Source organism: Rhodopseudomonas infernalis, from assembly GCF_022271405.1.
Lineage (GTDB): Bacteria > Pseudomonadota > Alphaproteobacteria > Rhizobiales > Xanthobacteraceae > Rhodopseudomonas > Rhodopseudomonas infernalis.
The window spans coordinates 120788-139878 of sequence record NZ_JAJNAL010000003.1 but is presented as its reverse complement, the minus strand read 5'-3'; the positions used below and the strand labels follow the sequence as shown (position 1 = coordinate 139878).

11 protein-coding genes are annotated in these 19091 nt (G+C 64.3%); 2 read left to right on the top strand and 9 right to left on the bottom strand.

Annotated elements, in window-relative coordinates; all coding sequences use genetic code 11:
* Genes glgB through LPW26_RS04025 form a run of 3 tightly spaced genes read right to left on the bottom strand, consistent with a single transcriptional unit; the run spans position 1 to position 7410 of the window.
* Positions 1-2151, bottom strand: a complete 2151-nt coding sequence (gene glgB, locus LPW26_RS04035; protein WP_238732994.1) for a 1,4-alpha-glucan branching protein GlgB — start codon at positions 2149-2151, stop codon at positions 1-3.
* Positions 2148-5444: a maltose alpha-D-glucosyltransferase gene (treS, locus tag LPW26_RS04030; RefSeq protein WP_238732993.1), complete on the bottom strand. Its 3297-nt coding sequence runs from the start codon at positions 5442-5444 to the stop codon at positions 2148-2150. Before treS ends, glgB begins: the two co-directional genes overlap by 4 nt.
* Positions 5445-5454: 10 nt before the next feature.
* A complete protein-coding gene (locus tag LPW26_RS04025; protein WP_238732992.1) occupies positions 5455-7410 on the bottom strand; it encodes an alpha-1,4-glucan--maltose-1-phosphate maltosyltransferase in 1956 nt (651 codons plus the stop codon).
* A 188-nt stretch (positions 7411-7598) separates the two neighbouring features.
* Between LPW26_RS04025 and malQ the strand changes: the two genes are divergently transcribed.
* The gene (malQ, locus tag LPW26_RS04020; protein ID WP_238732991.1) at positions 7599-9572 is read left to right on the top strand and encodes a 4-alpha-glucanotransferase; all 1974 of its coding nucleotides are present in this window, start codon (positions 7599-7601) and stop codon (positions 9570-9572) included.
* Complete coding sequence (locus LPW26_RS04015) at positions 9562-11367, top strand: glycoside hydrolase family 15 protein (RefSeq protein ID WP_238732990.1); 1806 nt, start codon at positions 9562-9564, stop codon at positions 11365-11367. Before malQ ends, LPW26_RS04015 begins: the two co-directional genes overlap by 11 nt.
* A 6-nt stretch (positions 11368-11373) precedes the next feature.
* Here the strand turns inward: LPW26_RS04015 and LPW26_RS04010 are convergent, their stop codons facing one another.
* The 6 genes from LPW26_RS04010 to LPW26_RS03985 form a co-directional block, all read right to left on the bottom strand.
* Positions 11374-12186, bottom strand: coding sequence for an HAD family hydrolase (locus LPW26_RS04010; protein WP_238732989.1), 813 nt, complete (start codon positions 12184-12186; stop codon positions 11374-11376).
* A 4-nt stretch (positions 12187-12190) separates the two neighbouring features.
* Entirely contained in the window at positions 12191-12697 is a 507-nt protein-coding gene (locus tag LPW26_RS04005; RefSeq protein ID WP_238733061.1) for a gluconokinase, read from the bottom strand.
* A 25-nt stretch (positions 12698-12722) separates the two neighbouring features.
* Positions 12723-13466: a 6-phosphogluconolactonase gene (gene pgl / locus LPW26_RS04000; RefSeq protein ID WP_238732988.1), complete on the bottom strand. Its 744-nt coding sequence runs from the start codon at positions 13464-13466 to the stop codon at positions 12723-12725.
* Positions 13466-14977: a glucose-6-phosphate dehydrogenase gene (zwf, locus tag LPW26_RS03995; RefSeq protein WP_238732987.1), complete on the bottom strand. Its 1512-nt coding sequence runs from the start codon at positions 14975-14977 to the stop codon at positions 13466-13468. The genes pgl and zwf overlap by 1 nt, the downstream gene beginning before the upstream one ends.
* On the bottom strand, positions 14974-16008 hold the full coding sequence (gene gnd / locus LPW26_RS03990) for a phosphogluconate dehydrogenase (NAD(+)-dependent, decarboxylating) (RefSeq protein WP_238732986.1): 1035 nt from the start codon (positions 16006-16008) through the stop codon (positions 14974-14976). Before gnd ends, zwf begins: the two co-directional genes overlap by 4 nt.
* 161 nt (positions 16009-16169) lie before the next feature.
* Positions 16170-19022 carry a bifunctional transaldolase/phosoglucose isomerase gene (locus LPW26_RS03985; protein WP_238732985.1) on the bottom strand — a complete coding sequence of 951 codons (2853 nt, stop codon included), beginning with the start codon at positions 19020-19022 and terminating at the stop codon, positions 16170-16172.
* Between the last annotated feature and the right edge of the window lie 69 nt (positions 19023-19091).

Below are 19091 nucleotides of genomic sequence, written 5' to 3'. Positions count from 1 at the left end.
TTAGTCTTCCGGCGTCAGAAAGATCGCGGCGAGGGGCGGAAGCGTCAGACTAAGCTCGGGAACCAGCCCGTCAAGGGTGCGAACTTCGCCGCTGTTCCCGACATTGCTGCCACCATAGATGGCCGCGTCCGAATTCAACACCTCTCGCCAGCGCCCCGGGAACGGCACACGGACGCGATAGTCCCGATAGACGGTGGGCGAGAAGTTGGCCACGACCAGGCATCGCGCCTTGGCGTCGTTGCCCTTGCGTATCCAGGCGAACACGTTGCGGCCGGAGTCCTCGGTTATGATCCACTCGAAGCCGTACGGGTCGCAGTCGAGCTGATGCAGCGCCGGCAGGTCGCGGTACAGCTTGTTCAGATCGCGGATCAGCGCCTGTATGCCAGCATATTTGGGCGTCTCGAGCAGGTGCCAGTCGAGCGAGCGATCGTGATTCCATTCCCGCTCCTGGCCGAACTCGCAGCCCATGAACATCAGCTTCTTGCCGGGATGACCGAACATGAAGGCGTAGTAGGCACGCAAATTGGCAAAGCGCTGCCATTCGTCGCCCGGCATCCGGCCGAGGACCGAGCGCTTGCCGTGCACGACCTCGTCGTGGGACAGCGGCAGGATGAAGTTCTCGGAGAACGCGTAGTGCAGGCCGAACAGGATCTGGTCGTGGTGATGTTTCCGGTGGATAGGATCCTTGCTGATGTAATTCAGCGTGTCGTGCATCCACCCCATGTTCCACTTGTAGCCGAAGCCGAGGCCGCCGAATTCGACCGGGCGCGACACCTGCGGCCACGCTGTGGATTCTTCGGCCGCCGTCGTGGCGTTGGGGAATTTGGCATAAACTTCGGCGTTGAAGCGACGCAGGAAATCGATCGCCTCGATGTTCTCGCGGCCACCGAACTTGTTCGGGATCCAGCCACCGGCCGGGCGGCTGTAGTCGAGATACAGCATCGACGCCACCGCATCGACGCGTAGGCCGTCGATGCCATAGCGCTCCAGCCAGAACAGCGCGTTGGAGACGAGCAGGTTGACGACTTCGGTGCGCCCGTAATTGTAGATCAGCGTGCCCCAGTCGAGATGGCGGCCCTGCATCGGGTTCGCGTGCTCGTATAGCGCGGTGCCGTCGAAATTGCCGAGACCATGAGCGTCATCGGGGAAGTGGCCCGGCACCCAGTCGAGCAGCACGCCGAGGCCATGAGCATGGCAGGCGTCGATCAGCGCACAAAAGTCTTCCGGTGTGCCGAACCGCGACGTCGGTGCGAACAAACCGGTCGGCTGATAGCCCCACGAGCCGTCGAACGGATGCTCGCTGACCGGGAGAAACTCAACGTGAGTGAAGCCCATATCGCGCACATAGGCCGGCAGTTGCTCGGCAAGCTCGAGATAGGTGAGCCACTGTTCGCCGTCCTTGCGCCGCCACGAACCGAGATGCACCTCGTAGATCGACATCGGCGCGCTCAGCGCATTGATGTTCGCGGGCGCTGGCCGCGGATGCGGCAGCGTCTTGGTATCGAACACGATCGACGCGGTTTTCGGGCGCAGCTCGGCCGCGAAGGCGAGGGGATCGGCCTTCTGCGGCAGTTGCTCGCCATGCGGACCGGAGATGTCGTATTTGTAGTGGTCTCCGGCGGTGGCGCCGGGGATGAACAGCTCCCAATAGCCGTTGCCGCGCACCCGCATCTGGTGGCGGCGCGGATTCCAGAAATTGAAATCGCCGACCACGCTGACGCGGCGCGCATTCGGCGCGAGCACCACGAAGCCGACTCCGGAGACGCCTTCGAGCACCATGGGGTGGGCGCCGAGCTTGTCGTACAGTCGCTGGTCGGTGCCTTCGCCGAGCAGATATAAATCGAAGTCGGTCAGGATCGGCGGAAACCGATAGGTGTCCTCGAGTTCGACAGTGGCGTCGCCGAACCGGGCTCGCAGCCGGTAGCGGTGCGAACCGTTCGGCAGCGAGCCGATGAACAGGCCGGCATCGTGCACGCGCTCGAGCGGCGCGGATTCGCCGTGCTCGCCGATTGCTTCCACGGCGGAGGCGTCGGGTAGCAAGGTGCGCACCACGACACCATTGTTCTCGGGATGAGCCCCGAGATAGTGGAAGGGGTCGCTATGGCGGCCTTCGAGGACCGCGTATGCCTCGTCCGTCAATTGCGCAGTCATGTATTCTCCTCGGGCTGCCGAGTCAGGATGCGAAGGATGCCAGCCAGCGGCACGCGGAGCCAGTCAGGGCGATGGGCGAGCTCATACTCAATCTCGTACAATGCCTTTTCGATCAGATAGAAGTCCAGCAGGCGATCGGCGGCCGCCGGATCGGCAGGCCAGACTTGGCTGTCCGCCATGGTGTCGCGGTACGCCGACAGGAACGCATCGGTGGCTTGCACACGCCAGGAGTCGAGCGCGGCGACGATCTTGCCGGCCTCTTCCGGATGCGTCTTCAGCGCCCGCTCGAGCGCCGCCGTTGTCGAATAGTCGATCGAGCGGACCAGCCCGGCCACGTCGCGCGCGGCCGGCGCCTTTGCACGCCGCTCGGCCGGCGAGCGCCGCGGCTCTCCTTCGAAGTCGATGATGAAGACGTCTTCCTTCACGATCAGCATTTGGCCGAGATGGAAGTCGCCGTGATGGCGGATATTGAGGCCGCCATGCTCCGGCTGAATCTTCGGCAATCGCTCCGCCAGGCTGTCGCGCAAGGCGAGAAATTCATCGACCAGCGCGCGGTCGCCGTCCTTCAGGCTGTCGCGCCTGCGGCTGAGTTCATCCAGCACACGGACAGCATCTGCCGAAACCGTCTCGGTTGCGCGCTGGACATCGTCGCCTCCGATCGGCGCGGGCGCGAAGTCCGCCACCTCAGGGTGGCTGGCAAGCGCGATGTGCATTTCGGCGAGACGACGGCCGGTTTGCTGCATGTAGCGCAGATAGGGCGACAGCTCCTCGCTGAAGGTCTCCCCGTCAGGGTTCATCATCACGCGCTGATCGTCGACATAGCGGTCGAGATAGCCGGACGTCATCACCCAGCCGTCGCCCTGATTGGCGACGAACTCGTGCACCACCCCAATCGCGCTGGTCTTGTCGCCCTCGACGAGTTCGATGCTGCCGAGCAGCGACGGGGTGTTGGCGTAGCCGGCGGTTTCAGTGAGGAAGCGGCCCATCTCGATCTCGGGATTGGTGCCGGCTTCGAGCCGCCTGTAAAGTTTGACCACATAGGTTTCGTCCACCAGCGCGGTCGAATTCGACTGCTCCGTGGAGACCGCGCGGATCTGCTCGTAGGGGCCGGCCTTCTTTTCGGCCAGTCGCGAGCCCGGCCGGAATTCGAGACGATCGCCTTCGTTCTCGATGGTGACGGCCTCGCGCAGATTGTCGAGCAGCATCGCGGTGAATTCGGGATCGGCAGCGACGTCGACCAGCGTGCCCTCGCGCGATCCCTGGCGCACCGCCGCGAAAGCGCGCGGATTGTAGCGCTCGCGGTCGAAGCGCTCCCAGTTGATCTGCATCGGCAGCACGTAGCGCCCGGTCACGCCGCGCACGCTGGCCTCGAAGAATGCCAACCAGGGGCGATTGTCGTGGGTCGTGGAGAACGGAATGGCCGAGGTGACGCGCGGCTGAATCGCCCGCATCGACCGCTCGGGAAACCACCGGGTTCGCGACAGGAACGACGGCAACACATCGCGCTCGAACACGCCGCGGGTGCGGGCCAGCGACATCCAGGTGGCGCCGACCGGCACGACCAGCGTTTCGAACTCCAGCGCCGTCGCTGCGGGCGCCATGTGCTCCGACGTGTCCCGTTCCTCGAGCTTGAACCAGTAGAAGCCGTACGGCGCCAGCGTGATCATGTAGGGCAGTTCGCCGATCGGCGGGAATTTGGTGCGCCCGAGCATTTCCTGGGGCACGCGCTCCTTCCACGGCGACAGGTCAAGTTCGGTCGGCTGCGCGGAGCGTGACAGGTTGGCGACGCACAGGATTACTTCGTCTTCGTACTGACGCACATAGGCCAGCACCGAGCGGTTGCTCGGACGGATGAACGTCATGGTGCCGCGTCCGAACGCGACCGTCGACTTGCGGACGGAGATCAGCCGCTTGGTGGCGCTGAGCAGCGACGACAGGCTGCGCGCCTGCGCTTCGACGTTGACCGAGGCGTAGCCGTAGACCGGATCCATAATCGGCGGCGCATACAGCCGCGCCGGGTCGGCGCGGGAGAAGCCGCCGTTGCGGTCCGGCGACCACTGCATCGGCGTGCGAACGCCGTTGCGGTCGCCGAGATAGATGTTGTCGCCCATCCCGATCTCGTCGCCGTAATAGATGATCGGGGTGCCGGGGAACGACAGCAGCAGCGAATTCATCAGCTCGATCTTGCGCCGGTCGTTGTCCATCAGCGGCGCAAGGCGGCGGCGGATGCCGAGATTGATGCGCGCCCTCGGGTCGGCCGCATAGGTCTTCCACAGATAGTCGCGCTCGACGTCCGTCACCATTTCGAGCGTCAGTTCGTCGTGGTTACGCAGGAACATCGCCCATTGGCAGTTGGCCGGGATCTCCGGCGTCTGCCGCATGATGTCGGTGATCGGGAAACGGTCTTCCTGCGCGATCGCCATGTAGATGCGCGGCATCAGCGGGAAGTGATAGGCCATGTGGCACTCGTCGCCCTGGCCGAAATATTCCTGCACATCCTCCGGCCATTGATTGGCCTCGGCCAGCAGCACCTTGCCCTTGGCATAGGCGTCGAGCTCCGCACGCAGCTGCTTGATCACCGAATGCGTCTCGGGGAGATTTTCGTTGTTGGTGCCGTCGCGCTCGCACAGATAGGGAATCGCGTCGAGGCGGAAGCCGTCGACGCCGGTGTCGAGCCAGCGCTTCATCACCTTGACCACCGCGCTGACCACGCGGGGATTGTCGAAGTTGAGGTCGGGCTGATGCGAAAAGAAGCGGTGCCAGTAATACTGGCCGGCTTCCGGATCCCAGGTCCAGTTCGACTTCTCGGTGTCGGTGAAGATGATCCGCGTGCCCTGATATTTCTGGTCGGTATCGCTCCAGACATACCAGTCGCGTGCGCTGGAATCCTTCGGGCTGCGCCGCGCCCGCTTGAACCAGGCGTGCTGATCCGAGGTGTGGTTGATCACCAGCTCGGTGATCACGCGCAGGCCACGCCGCTTCGCTTCGGCAATGAAGCGGCGGAAGTCTTTCATCGTGCCGAAGTCGGGATTGATCGAACCGTAGTCGCCGATGTCGTAGCCGTCGTCGCGCTGGGGCGACGGATAGAACGGCAGCAGCCACAGCGTGTTGACGCCGAGCTCCTGCAGATAATCCAGCTTCTCGGTCAGGCCCGCGAAATCGCCGATGCCGTCATTGTTGCTGTCGGCGAACGCCTTGACGTGCAGCTGGTAGATGATGGCGTCTTTGTACCAGACCTCGTCGTTGGCCGCAGTGTCGGTGGCGGTTTGGTCGATCGGAGACATCAAATTCATGTGGGACCTGTCAGGCGAGGCAGCGGAAAAGCACGGCGGGATCGCGTTGCGGGTCGATCCGTAAATTCAGCCCGCCCCATTCGACAGGGTAGCGCTCCCCCGTGAGCAGGTTTTCCACCGCGGCGACCGGGCGGCGCTCTCCGCCGACCTCGACCTGGGTGTCGCCAAGGGCAAACCACACATCGTGCGGCTCGCCGGTCAGGGCGATGGCCACAGCGACGACATTGGTGAGATCGTTCGAGTATTTGACGAAGCCGGTCACATTGGGATCTTGGATATCGAGGAAGCGGAGATTGCTGATCTGTTGCAGCGCCGGGTTGGCACGCCGAGCCTGATTGATGTCACGGATATAAGGCTTGATGTTGCCGGGCTTGTCCCAGTCCCGCACTTTGATCTCGTATTTCTCGGAGTCGAGATACTCCTCCTTGCCGGGAATCGGCTCGTGCTCGATCAGTTCGAAGCCGTTGTAGATGCCATAGGTTGATGACAACGTCGCGGCGAGAGCAAGGCGCGCCTTGAACATCCACACCTCTCCGCCCTGCAGATGGAAGGGGAGAATGTCCGGGGTGTTGACGAAGAAGTTCGGCCGATAGAAGTCGCGCTCGGGATAGCGGGTCAGCTCGCGCAGATACTCCTCGATTTCCCACTTTTGGGTGCGCCAGGTGAAATAGGTGTAGGACTGGCTGAAGCCGAGTTTGGCCAGGCCCTTCATCAGCTTGGGCCGGGTGAAGGCTTCGGCCAGGAACAGCACGTCCGGGTGGCGCAGTTGCACCTCGCGGATCATCCACTCCCAGAACCGCATCGGTTTGGTGTGCGGATTGTCGATCCGGAAGATCTTCACGCCTTGGTCGACCCAGAACAGGATGACATCGCGTAGCGCATTCCACAGCGAGCCGGCGTCGTCGCAGGTGAAATCCGGATTGACGATATCCTCGTATTTCTTCGGCGGATTCTCGGCGTATTTCATCGAGCCATCCGGCCGGCGCTTGAACCAGTCCGGATGCTGCTTCAGCCACGGATGATCCGGCGAGCACTGCACGGCGACGTCCAGCGCCACTTCGAGATTCACCAGCTTGCAGGCATCGAGCAGTGCGCGGAAATCGTCCAGCGTGCCGAGTTCGGGATGCACGGCGTCGTGGCCGCCTTCCTCGGCGCCGATCGCATAGGGGCTGCCGGGATCGCCGGCCTCGGCCTTGAGCGAATTGTTGCGCCCCTTGCGGTTGACGCGGCCGATCGGGTGGATCGGCGTGAAGTAAAGCACGTCGAACCCCATCGCGGCGATGTCGGGCAGCCGCTCGACGCAATCGCGGAAGGTGCCGTGCTGACCGGGCACCTTGCTCTGGCTGCGCGGCACCATTTCGTACCACGCGCCGTTGCGGGCACGGTCGCGGTCGATCATCAAAGGCAGGAGGTCGGATCGCGACAGATCCGGACGGCCCTGGCTCCCGGCCATGGCGTCGCGCAACTCTGCGGACAGCAGGGGGGCGACTTCGCCGGTCTGCAAATAGTCCTCGCAATACCGATGCACGACGGCCAGCGCCTCGGCGCCGCCGTGCAGGGCGCGGGTGAGCATGCCGGCGCCTTCCAGTGCGTCCAGCGCGACATCCTGGCCAGCCTTGACCTTCAACTCGACACCATGCCGCCAGGTCGCGAACTCGTCGGTCCAGGCCTCGATCGCATAGACATATCGTCCAATACGATCCGGCGAGAAGGTGGCGGTCCAGCGGTCATTGACAAAATGCCGCATCGGCGTCCGCTGCCATTCCTGATCCTGCTCGCGGCGCCAGATCAGGGCTGCGGCCATCACCTCATGGCCGTCGCGGTAGATGTCCGCCCACACCTCGATCGGCTCGCCGACGATCCTTTTGACTGGAAAACGGCCGCCATCAATGATGGGGTAGATGTCTTCGATGTGGAAAGCGCCGCCGGTGGTGGCGGTCTGAATCGCTTGGGTCGATTTGTTCACGGTGATGCCGTATAGGACTGGCGTCCCATCCCCTTAAAAACGAACAACGGGCCGTCGTCCGGTTACAAAGCTTCTGGAACGCCAAGGTTCCGGGAACCGACCCTACGCAATCGCGTTGCACAGGACTATCCTGTTCGGAATTGACGGATTCGCGGCGCTCCCGGCGCTGCCCCCAGACAGCGTGCCTGATGGATTTGTTCACCAAAGCGGCTGAACTCGGCATCCAAACCGAGTTTTTCGACGGTCAGGGGCAGCGTCATGTCACCCCGCCGGCGGCTCTCCAGATTATTCTCGATGCTATGCCGGCGCGTGCTCCGCATGTGTTGCTTGATCACGTCGCAGTGCTGCGTGACGGCGATGGCGCACGGCCGCAGCTTCGCTCGGACAATTCCGGACCGGTGGCGTGGACAATTGTCGCAGACGAGCAGACGTTGGCGTCCGGGACCGCGTCCGGGCGCGACCTCGGGTTGCCGGAGCATCTCGCGGCCGGCACCTACCGCCTGCAGCTCGCGGACGCTCAGGGGCATACCGAGAGCGCGCCGCTGCTGGTGTCGCCGGATGCGGCCTATCGTGGCAGCTTCGAGCGAGCGTGGATCGTCGCCGTCCAACTTTACGGGCTGCGATCGGCGCGCAATTGGGGAATTGGAGATTTCGCCGATCTGGCGCGGCTGATCGAGATTGCCGCAGAGCTCGGCGCGGGCGGTATCGGGCTTAACCCGCTGCACGTGCTGTTTGACGATCGGCCCGGCGACTGCAGCCCATATTCGCCTAACAGCCGGCTGTTTCTCAATCCGCTTTATATCGATATCGAGGGGCTTCCCGAGTTCAGCCATCTCGAACTGCCCGGTGCCGAGAACGCGGCGGCGCTTTTACGCGATGCCGAACTGATCGACTATCACGCTGTCGCCGACCTGAAATGGCGCGGGCTGCGCGCCGCCTATGAGGCCTTCCGCGCGGCCCCTGGTGCGGGCCGCCGTGCCGCCTTCGAAGAATTCAGACACGAGCGCGCGCCGCTGCTGACGCGGTTCGCCTGCTTCGAAACGTTGCGCCACAAATTCGGCAAGCCGTGGTGGGAATGGCCGGCGGAATGGCAGCATCCCGACGATGCCCGCTGCGCCGAGCTACGCGCGGGCAAAGATGGCGCGGACATCGAATTCATCGAATACGTGCAGTGGTGTGCGGACGACCAGCTTCGCGCCTGTCACGATCTCGCGTCGGCCAGCGGCATGGACGTCGGCTTGTATCTCGACGTCGCAGTCGGGGTGCAGAGTGATGGCTTCGACGCCTGGAACGAGCAGGTGGCGATCTCGCGTCATCTGTCGGTCGGCGCGCCGCCGGACCAACTCAACTCGGCCGGGCAGAATTGGGGGCTCGCCGGATTCAACGCGGCGGGACTCGAGCTGACCGGCTTCGCGCCCTTCCGCGAGATGTTGCGCGCCTCGATGCGCTATGCCGGCGCGATCCGGCTCGATCACGTCCTCGGCTTGAACCGGCTTTATCTCGTGCCGCACGGCTATGCGGCCGACAGCGGCGTGTACGTCACCATGCCGTTCGACGCACTGCTGGCCGTCACGGCGCAGGAAAGCGTCGCCAATCGTTGCGTGGTGATCGGTGAGGACCTCGGGACGGTCCCGGAGGGGTTTCGCGAGCGCCTGGCCGACTGGGGCATCTGGTCGTATCGCGTGATGATGTTCGAACGTGATTATCATCAGGGCTGGTTCTACGGCATCGACCATTACCTGCCCGAGGCGCTGGTGACCTTCAATACGCACGATCTCGCCACCTATTCGGGCTGGCGAAGCTTCGCCGATCTGCAGTTCAAGCGCTCGATTGGCGTTGATCCAGGCGAGAGCGATGATGCGCGGCGGAATGCGCTGAACATGCTGGGAGATGTGCTGCGGCAGCAGGGAATTCAGCACGAGGATATCTACGCGGTTCTCACCTTCCTGTCGCGCACGCCGTCGCGGCTCCTGGCGATCTCGTTGGAAGATCTGCTCGGCGTGATCGATCAGCCGAACGTGCCCGGGACGGTGTTCGAGCATCCGAACTGGCGCCGCCGATTGCCGGCTGGCCTCGACGAGATCGTCTCCGCAATCAACAGGCAGGCCTTGATTGCCGCTACATCGGAGCGCCGGCACACGGCGAACGCCGTTGCCGGGTAAGATCGAAGACTACGCCCTGATCGGAGATTGCGAAACGGCGGCGCTGGTCGGGCGCAACGGCTCGATGGATTGGCTGTGTTGGCCATATTTCGATTCCGACGCTTGCTTCGCAGCGCTGCTCGGCGACGACAGCCATGGCCACTGGCAGATTAGCCCGAAGCACGCGATCACCAGCACGTCGCGGCGTTATCGCGGTGACAGCCTGATCCTTGAGACGCGATTCGAGACCGACAGCGGCGTCGTCACCCTGATCGACTTCATGCCACCGCGCGGTTCAGCCTCCGATATCGTACGGCTGGTGCGTGGCGACGCCGGTCAGGTCGAGGTGCGGATGCACCTCGTGCTGCGGTTCGGCTTCGGCGTCAACGTCCCCTGGGTGAAGCGCGGCGAACAAGCCGGCGATCTGCTCGCGATCTGCGGGCCGGATATGGCCGTCCTTCGCTCGCCGATTCTAACTCACGGCGAGGCGATGACCACGGTCGCCGATTTCTCGGTCTGCGCCGGCGAGACCGTCCCGTTCGTGTTGAGCTACGGACCGTCGCATTTGCCGGTGCCGAAGCCCATCAATCCGGCCGACGCGCTCAGCGACACCGAGGCCTTTTGGGCAGAGTGGTCCGGCCGCTGCACGTACCAGGGCGATCATCGCGAACTGGTGATGCGGTCGCTGATCACGCTTAAGGCGCTGACCTTCGGGCCCAGCGGCGGCATCGTCGCCGCACCGACGACGTCGTTGCCGGAACAGCTCGGCGGCTCCCGCAACTGGGACTATCGCTTCTGCTGGCTGCGCGACGCGACATTCACGTTGTTCGCGCTGATGAACAATGGCTACACCGCCGAGGCGTCCGACTGGCACGACTGGCTGATGCGTGCCGCGGCAGGCGCGCCCGCCGAGCTGCAGATCATGTATTCGATCTACGGCCATCGGCGTCTGCTGGAATGGCAGGCCGACTGGCTACCTGGCTACGAGGGCGCGCAGCCGGTGCGGATTGGAAATGCCGCGCACGGCCAGCTGCAGCTCGACGTCTATGGCGAGCTGATCGATTCATTTCACCAATGGCGCATGGCGGGTCTGGAGCTCGACGGCGAGACCTGGTCGATGGAACGCGCGGTGCTCGAGCATCTGGCCGAGGTCTGGCAACAGCCCGACAGCGGCATCTGGGAACGTCGCGGTGCCGGCAAGCACTACGTTTTCTCGAAGGTGATGAGTTGGGTCGCATTCGATCGCGGCATCAAGAGCTCCGAAAAATTCGGACTGAAAGCTCCGGTCGATAAATGGCGCGCGCTGCGCGATGAAATCCATCGCGACGTTTGCGACAAGGGCTTCGACAAGGCGCAAAATTCGTTCGTCGAGCATTATGGCTCGCAGATGCTCGACGCCAGCCTGCTGCTGCTGCCGGCCGTCGGATTTCTCCCTCCCGACGACCCGCGCGTGCTCGGAACGTTAGCGGCGACCGAAAAACACCTGATGCACCGCGGCTTCGTGCTGCGCCACGATCCGCGCGAAACGCCGGACGAGCCGTTGCCCGTCGAGGGTGCATTTCTCGCCTGCAGCCTGTGGCTGGCCGATGCTTACTTGCTGGCCGGCGAGCTCGACAAGGCCAAGGAGCTGTTCGACCGCGTGGTCGGCGTCGCCAACGATGTCGGGCTACTGGCCGAGGAGTACGATCCGGATGCGCGCCGGCAGACCGGCAATTTCCCGCAGGCGCTGACCCATATCGCGCTGATCGTCACGGCCGACAATCTCTGCACCGCGATGGGCGCGAGCGACAAGCCGGCGCTGCAGCGTTCGAAATGATGCAGCTCAGCTCGCCGCGTTGCGGGCGAGGATGAAGTCGACGGCAGACGCAAAGCCGTCTTCGTCGTTGCTGCCGGTGACGTGAGCCGCCAGTCGCTGCACGCTGCCGGACGCATTGCCCATCGCGATCGGCAGGCCGCTGACCTTGAACATCGGAAGGTCGTTCTGCATGTCGCCCAGGGTCGCGATGGTTTCGGCCGGAATGCTCAGCCGCTTCGCCATCGCCTGCACGAAGGTGCCCTTGTTCTGGGCCGGCGGCGTCACGTCGAGGTAGTAGTCCTGCGAGCGGACCGCGAGCGCGCTGTCGCCAAGCACGCCCTGCAGCTCCGGCTCGCAGCGCTCCAGCAGCGCGAAGTCCGGACTGGCGCCGACGATCTTGCAGGCCTTCGCCAGCAGCGGCGTGAAGTCGTCGATCTGAGTCGGATCGAACAGAATGGTGCGCTGCTCGTGCGGCACGTATTTGCCGTCGTCGCGGCGGATGTACCAGTCGTCGTTGGTGAACAGCCAGATATCGACACCGTGCCGCTCCAGCAGAGCGATGCTCTTGGCGGCCGCGTCGGCGGGAATGAGATGCTGCTCGATCACCGCCAGCGATGGATCGACGATCGAACTGCCGTTGAATGGGCCCAGCGGCAGCGAAATTCCGAGCGGCTCGCTGAACATCCGCATTCCGACCGGCGGTCGGCTGCTCGTCAGTGTGAAGCCGATGCCGGCTTCCTGCAGCTTCGCTACCGCCGCACGCGTGCCGTCCGTCAGACGCTTGTCGGAGGTGACGAGGGTGCCGTCGACGTCGGAAACCACGAGGCGGATGCGGGACATTGGTTTACTCCACGACGGATCGATGGGTTGTGGCCGCCGGAAGCTGCGCCACGATGCCGTCGACGATTTGTTCGATCGAACAGTCGATGCCGACCGCGATCGGCTTCTCGTCCGCACCCGGCGGCTCCAGCGTTGCGAACTGGCTGTCGAGCAGACCCGGCGGCATGAAGTGGTGGCGGCGCGCTGCGATCCGGTCGGCAATCACCTCGCGGCTGCCGTCGAGATAGACGATGCGGATATCGGCGCGGCCGTGGACGAGAATGTCGCGATAGATGCGCTTCAACGCCGAGCAGCCGAACACGACATGGCCTCCGCCCTCGGCGACACGATCGATCTCGGCTGCGATCGCCCGCAGCCATGGCCAGCGGTCGTCGTCCGTGAGCGGGTGACCGGCGCTCATCTTCGCGACGTTGGCGGGAGGATGAAAGTCGTCGGCATCCTCGTAGGTCCAGCCGAGCCGGTCGGCGAGCGCCTTGCCCACGGAGGTCTTGCCGGAGCCCGACACGCCCATCACGATCAGCGCCCGCGGCGCCACGTCAGCGGTCACGAATGGTCTCCGGCAGCGCGTCCTCGGTGATCAGCCACACGGTCTCGCCGTTCGATCGGGCGCGGCCGGCCGGAAGATCTTCGCCGGCGAACACGCGCTCGGCGATGCCGCGCTTGCCGGCGCCATGAAGCAAGAACAGCATCTCGCTGCACGAGGCGAGCGCCGGAAAGGTGAGGGTGACGCGCGGCACGAACGGCTCGACATGCGCGTGGTCCACGCCCGCGGTCCAGCGGTCGGCGATCAAAAGCTGCGGCCAACCGGGAAACAGCGACGCGGTGTGGCCATCCGGGCCGACGCCGCCGAGCACCAGATCGAACAGCGGCCGCGCCGGATCGAGCGTCGCTGCGCGGTAGAACTCCTGCAACTCGCGTTCGTAGCGGCGCGCGACCTCGTCGGGGTCGGCGCCATTGCTGGCCGGAATTGCATGGATGTTCGCCGCAGGTGCACGGCCATCGAGCAGCGCGCGCTTCGCCGTCCCCATGTTGCTGAGCGGATCATCGAACGACACCACGCGCTCGTCGCTGATGAACCAATGTACCTGCGCCCAGGGAATTCGATCTTCGAATTCGGTGGCCAGCAGTTCGAACATCCGCTGCGGTCCGGAGCCGCCGGTGAGGCAGATCGCCGGGCGATCGTGATGCAGGGCAATGCGCGCGATCAGACGCTGCGCCGCCAGCCGCGCCAGCGCCTCGGCGTCGGCAGCGACCACGATCTGGCGATCACCGACCTGCACTAGCCGGGCTCCCGCCAGTTGCGGCCGTCGCGTTCCAGTAGCGCCTCCGCCTCTTCAGGGCCTTCGCTGCCGGCCGGGTAGCTCTCCAGACCCTCGGCGCCGGCCTTCTCCCACGCGTCGAGGAACGGCTGCACCGCCTGCCAGCCGGCTTCGACGCCGTCGGCGCGCTGGAACAGGATGTTGTCGCCGATCATGCAGTCGTGCAGCAGCGTCTCGTAGCCGTTGCTCGGCGCGACCTTGAAGTAGTCCTTGTAACGGAACGTCATCTCGACGCCGTCGATCGCGATCGTCGGGCCTGGAATCTTGGTATTGAACTGCAGCGCGATGCCCTCGACCGGCTCGATGCCGATGATCAGATAGTTCTGCGACAGCTCCTCGACCGGCGTGCAGCGGAACATCGCGAACGGCGCCTGTTTGAACTTGATCGCGACCTCGGTGCGCTTGGTCCCGAGCGCCTTGCCGGTGCGCAGATAGAACGGCACGCCGGCCCAGCGCCAGTTGTCGATCGTCAGTTTCAGCGCCACGTAGGTCTCGGTGCTGCTGCCCGGGTCGACATCCTGCACGGCGCGATAGTCGCCGATCTCGGTGTCGCCGACCTTGCCGGCGGTGTATTGGCCGCGCACGGAATTGCGCAGTGCTTCTTCTTCGGTCTGCTGCTGGATCGCGGCAAGCACTTCGGCCTTCGCCGAGCGCACGGAGTGCGCGTTGAAATGCGACGGCGGCTCCATTGCGACCAGTGACAGCAGCTGGAACAGATGGTTCGGCACCATGTCGCGCAGCGCGCCGGTCTTGTCGTAGAAGCTGCCGCGATGCGCGACCCCGAGCTTCTCGTCGACCGTGATCTGAACGTGGTCGATGTGCTCGCGATTCCAGATCGGCTCGAACATGCCGTTGGAGAAGCGCAGCACCAGGATGTTCTGCACCGTCTCCTTCCCGAGATAATGATCGATCCGGTACAGCGAATGCTCGCTGACGATGCCGAGCAGATGCTCGTTGAGCGCCTTGGCGGAGGCGAGGTCGGTGCCGAACGGCTTCTCGACCACCAGCCGGCGCCAGGCGCCGTCTTCCTCCTTGAGCAGGCCGGCGCGGCCGAGTTCGGTCGAGATCGGCGCGAACGCGTCGGGCGGCGTCGCCAGATAGAACAGACGATTGCCACCGGTGTTGCGGTTGGCCTCGAGCTTTTCAAGCCGTTCGCGCAGGCGGTCGAACGACGAGGGATCCGACGGATCGGCGCTCACCGAAGTGACGCAATACAGCAGCTTGTCGGCGACGTCTTCGTTCACCGGTCGGGTCGCGAATTTGCGCAGGCCATGCATCAGGCTGGCGCGCAGATCCTCGCTCGACATTTCTTTGCGGGTGATTCCGACGACGCAAAATTTCTCCGGAAGCAGATTGGCTTCCGCAAGATTGTAGAGAGCCGGGATGACCAGCCGGTGGGCGAGGTCGCCGGTGACGCCGAAGATGACGAAGGCGCAGCCCTCCGGGATCTGCGCGTTGGGCTGGCTGGTCACACGTTCTCCGATTTCATTTTCTCTTGCGGGGCGGCCTGATGAGCGGCGTCGGGGTGCTGCTGCGGCTCCTTGTGGCCGCCAAAACCGGCGCGCATCGCCGACAGGATCCGCTCGGCGAACGTATGTTCCTTGCGCGAGCGGAAGCGGGCGAACAGCGCCGAAGTGAGTACTTCGGCCGGCACGGCTTCGTCGATGGCGGCGTTGATGGTCCAGCGCCCTTCGCCGGAATCCTCGACAAAGCCCGAGTAGCTATCGAGCGCCACGTTGCGGGCCAACGCCGAGGCGGTGAGGTCGAGCAGCCAGGACGGGATCACGCTGCCGCGTCGCCACACTTCGGCGATGTCGGCGATATCGAGATCGAAGCGATGTTCGCTCGGCAGTGCGTCGATATTGGCGTTCTTGAGGATGTCGAAGCCTTCGGCATAGGCCTGCATCAGGCCGTATTCGATGCCGTTGTGGACCATCTTGACGAAGTGACCGGCGCCGACCGGGCCGGCGTGGATGTAGCCCTGTTCGGCGCGCGGGTCGCGGTCGTCGCGGCCGGGCGTGCGCGGAATGTCGCCGATACCCGGCGCCAGCGTCGCGAAGATCGGGTCGAGCCGGTCGACGACGGTCTTGTCGCCGCCGATCATCATGCAGTAGCCGCGCTCGATACCCCAGATGCCGCCGGAGGTGCCGACATCCACATAGGCGACCGATTTTTCGCGCAGCGCCTTGGCGCGGCGGATGTCGTCCTGCCAGAAGGTGTTACCGCCGTCGATGATCACGTCATCCGGGCTGAGCAGCTTGCCGACCTGTTCGATCGTCGTCTCGGTGATTTGGCCTGCCGGCAGCATCACCCACACCGCACGCGGCGCGTCGAGCTTGCCGACGAGATCCTCGAGGCTGCTGGCGGCCGTCGCGCCGTCCTTAACTAACGCCTCGATCGCTGCCGGATCCCGGTCATAAACCACGGCGCTGTGGCCATCTTTCAGAAGGCGGCGAACGATGTTGCCGCCCATTCGTCCGAGGCCGACCATGCCGAGCTGCATGCCGAAGTCTCCAGCTGTCCTCGGGCTGCGCTTGATTGCGCAGCCTCGTTGTCGCTCTGCAAAAGTTGTCGTCGTTGCGAGAAGCGAAGCGACGAAGCAATCCAGCTCAGAACGTGTGGTTTGGATTGCTTCGCTTCGCTCGCAATGACGGGCCTTTGCTATCAGTTCAGCGCCGCGCGGACCGCGGCGTCGAGGGCCTTCAGTCCGCCTTCGAGATCACCCTTGAGGTGAACCCGCAGGGCACGACGGCCGCGTTCGGTCAGCACGTCGAAATCGCCGCGCGCCTGCGCCGCCTTGATCACGCCGAAGCTGGCCTTCTGGCCCGGTACCGGCAGGTCCTGGGCATCGTCCGCGGTGATCTGCAGGAAGACGCCGCTGTCCGGTCCGCCTTTGTAGGCCTGTCCGGTGGAGTGCAGGAAGCGCGGGCCGAATTCGGAGCAGGTCGCCACATGGCGGCGATCGCGGATGGCGAGCCGCATGCCCTGCAGCGTATCGATATGTTCGGCATTGCGCGCGATGTAGGCCAGCAGGGCGACGTAGTCGCCGGCCTTGGCACGCGACAGATGCGCCTTGATCCAGGAGTCGAGCGTGCCGTTGGCGCCGGCTTCGCGGAGTGCCGCCGCGTTCGACTCGCTGGTGTAGAGATCGACATCGGCTGTCGACATCGCGGGCTTCTCCGCCGGTAGCTCGCCGGATGTTTCGAACGCCGCGGTCAATTCGCGGGTCTTGATCTTGGCAGACTCGACGTCCGGTTGATTGAACGGATTGATCCCCAAAATCGCGCCCGCCACCGCTGTAGCGAGTTCGAAGTGGAAGAACTCCTGACCGATATGGACCGGCGATTTCAGCACGATCCGCACCACCGGATGCCCGGCCGCTTCCAGTGCCTTGAGCTTGGTGTCGTGCGCGGCGTCAGTCTCGCCCTCGACGCGCAGATCGACGAACACCCGGTCGTTGCCGTAGGTGGACGGCTCCGCCAGCGGCTCGCCGTCGATCGGGATCAGTCCCTTGCCATCCTTGCCGGTCGACTCGGCGATCAGCTGCTCGGCCCAAGCGCCGAAGTCGGCGATCGATTTGGACGAATTGATCGTGACCTTGTCGCGACCGGCGAGGCCGGCGCAGCCCATGGCGAGGCCGAGCTGGACGCCCGGGTTCTCGCTGGGCGGCACGTCCGGCCCGCAGGACCGCACCATCGTCAGCGTCAGTTCGAGCAGCTTGGCGAGGTCGATCCCGGCCGCTGCGGCCGGCACCATGCCGAACGGCGACAGCACCGAGTAGCGGCCACCGATGGTCGGGTCGCCGTGGAAGATGCGGGCGAATTTCTGTTCGGTCGCGACCTTCTCCATCGACGAGCCCGGATCGGTGACGGCGACGAAGTGCTGGCCGGCTTTATCGGCCCCGACGGTCTCACCGACGCGCGACAGGAAGTAGTCCTTCATCACGTTGGGCTCGGTGGTGCCGCCCGACTTCGATGAGACGATGAATAGCGTGGTGCCCAGCGACACGCCGGCCTCCAGCGCGCGCACCTGCGCCGGATCGGTCGAGTCCAGCACGTGCAGCTTCGGGAAGCCGCTCTGCTGCGGGAAGGTCTGCGCGAGCACTTCGGGACCGAGGCTCGAGCCGCCCATGCCGAGCACGACCGCGTCGGTGAAGCCGCGGGCCTTCACCCACTTGGCGAAGTCGGCGTAGTCGGCGAGCTTGCCGGCCTCCGCCTCGGCGGCGTTCAGCCAGCCGAGCCACTTGTCTTCGTCGCCGCCGGTCCACACCGATTTGTCGTGATCCCAGAGCTGACGGATCTTGCCGGTCTTGCGCCACTCGTCGGCCTGCGCCTTGTAGGATTTCTCCAGATCGGCGGGCAGGGCGATGTTCTGGGTGCCGACCTCGCCGGCCAGCACCGTGTTGCGCTTGAACGCGACCGCGCCGAGCAGCTTGTCGAACGAATCGGAGAATAGCTGCAGGCCTTCGGTGACCAGCGTTTCGGTGATCTTCTGCAGCGAAATGCCGGCGTTCTCGAGATCCTTCAGAACCGCGGCTGCTTCATCGACATCCTCTTCCAGGCTATCGCGCGGCTTGCCGTGATCGCGGAAGGCGTCGAGCGTGGCCGGCGGCACGGTATTGACCGTGTTGGGGCCAATCAGTTCTTCGATGTAGAGAACGTCGCTGTAGGCCTTGTTCTTGGTGCCGGTCGAAGCCCACAGCAGTCGCTGCGGCTTGGCCCCGCAAACTTCCAGCTTGGCCCAGCGATCGCCGGAAAACATCTGCTTGTAGTCCTGATACGCAAGCTTGGCGTTGGCGATCGCGATCTTGCCCTTGAGCTTTTCGAGCCGCGCCTTTTCTTCCGGATCGTTGGCCTGCGCGATCTTGTCGTCGAGCTGTTTGTCGACTGCGCTGTCGATGCGGCTGACGAAGAAACTCGCGACGCTGCCGACCCGCGCCGGATCGCCGCCATTGGCAATCAGCGTTTCCAGGCCGGACAGATAGGCTTCCGCGACCTGGCGGTAAACCTGCTGCGAGAACAGCAGCGTGATGTTGACGCTGATGCCCTTCGAAATGAGATGCTTGATGGCGGCGAGACCCTGGCGGGTCGCCGGCACCTTGATCATCAGGTTTTCGCGCTTGACCGCGGCCCACAGCCGCTCGGCTTCGACGATGGTGGCCTTGGTGTCGAGCGCCAGATAGGGCGACACTTCCAGGCTGACGAAGCCGTCGCGGCCTTCGAGCCGGTCGTAAGTCGGGCGCAGCACATCGGCGGCGTGCTGAATGTCTTCGACCGCGATGCCTTCATACAATTCGCCGACCGAGCGATCGCCCTGCTTCAGCGCGGCGCCGATCGCGCCGTCATATTCGTCCGACGAGCCGATCGCCTTTTCGAAGATCGAGGGATTGGACGTCACGCCCTTCACACCGTCTTCGTCGATCAGTCTTTTCAGATCGCCCTTGGCAATGAAGCCGCGGGCCAGGAAGTCCAGCCAGATAGCCTGGCCGTGTTGTTCGAGCGCTTTGACGGGATTCATGTTCTGTGTCTGTCATTCGGTGCGAGGAAGCCTCGCCTGCATTTCCGTCCGAGAGCGGAAACTTGTCAA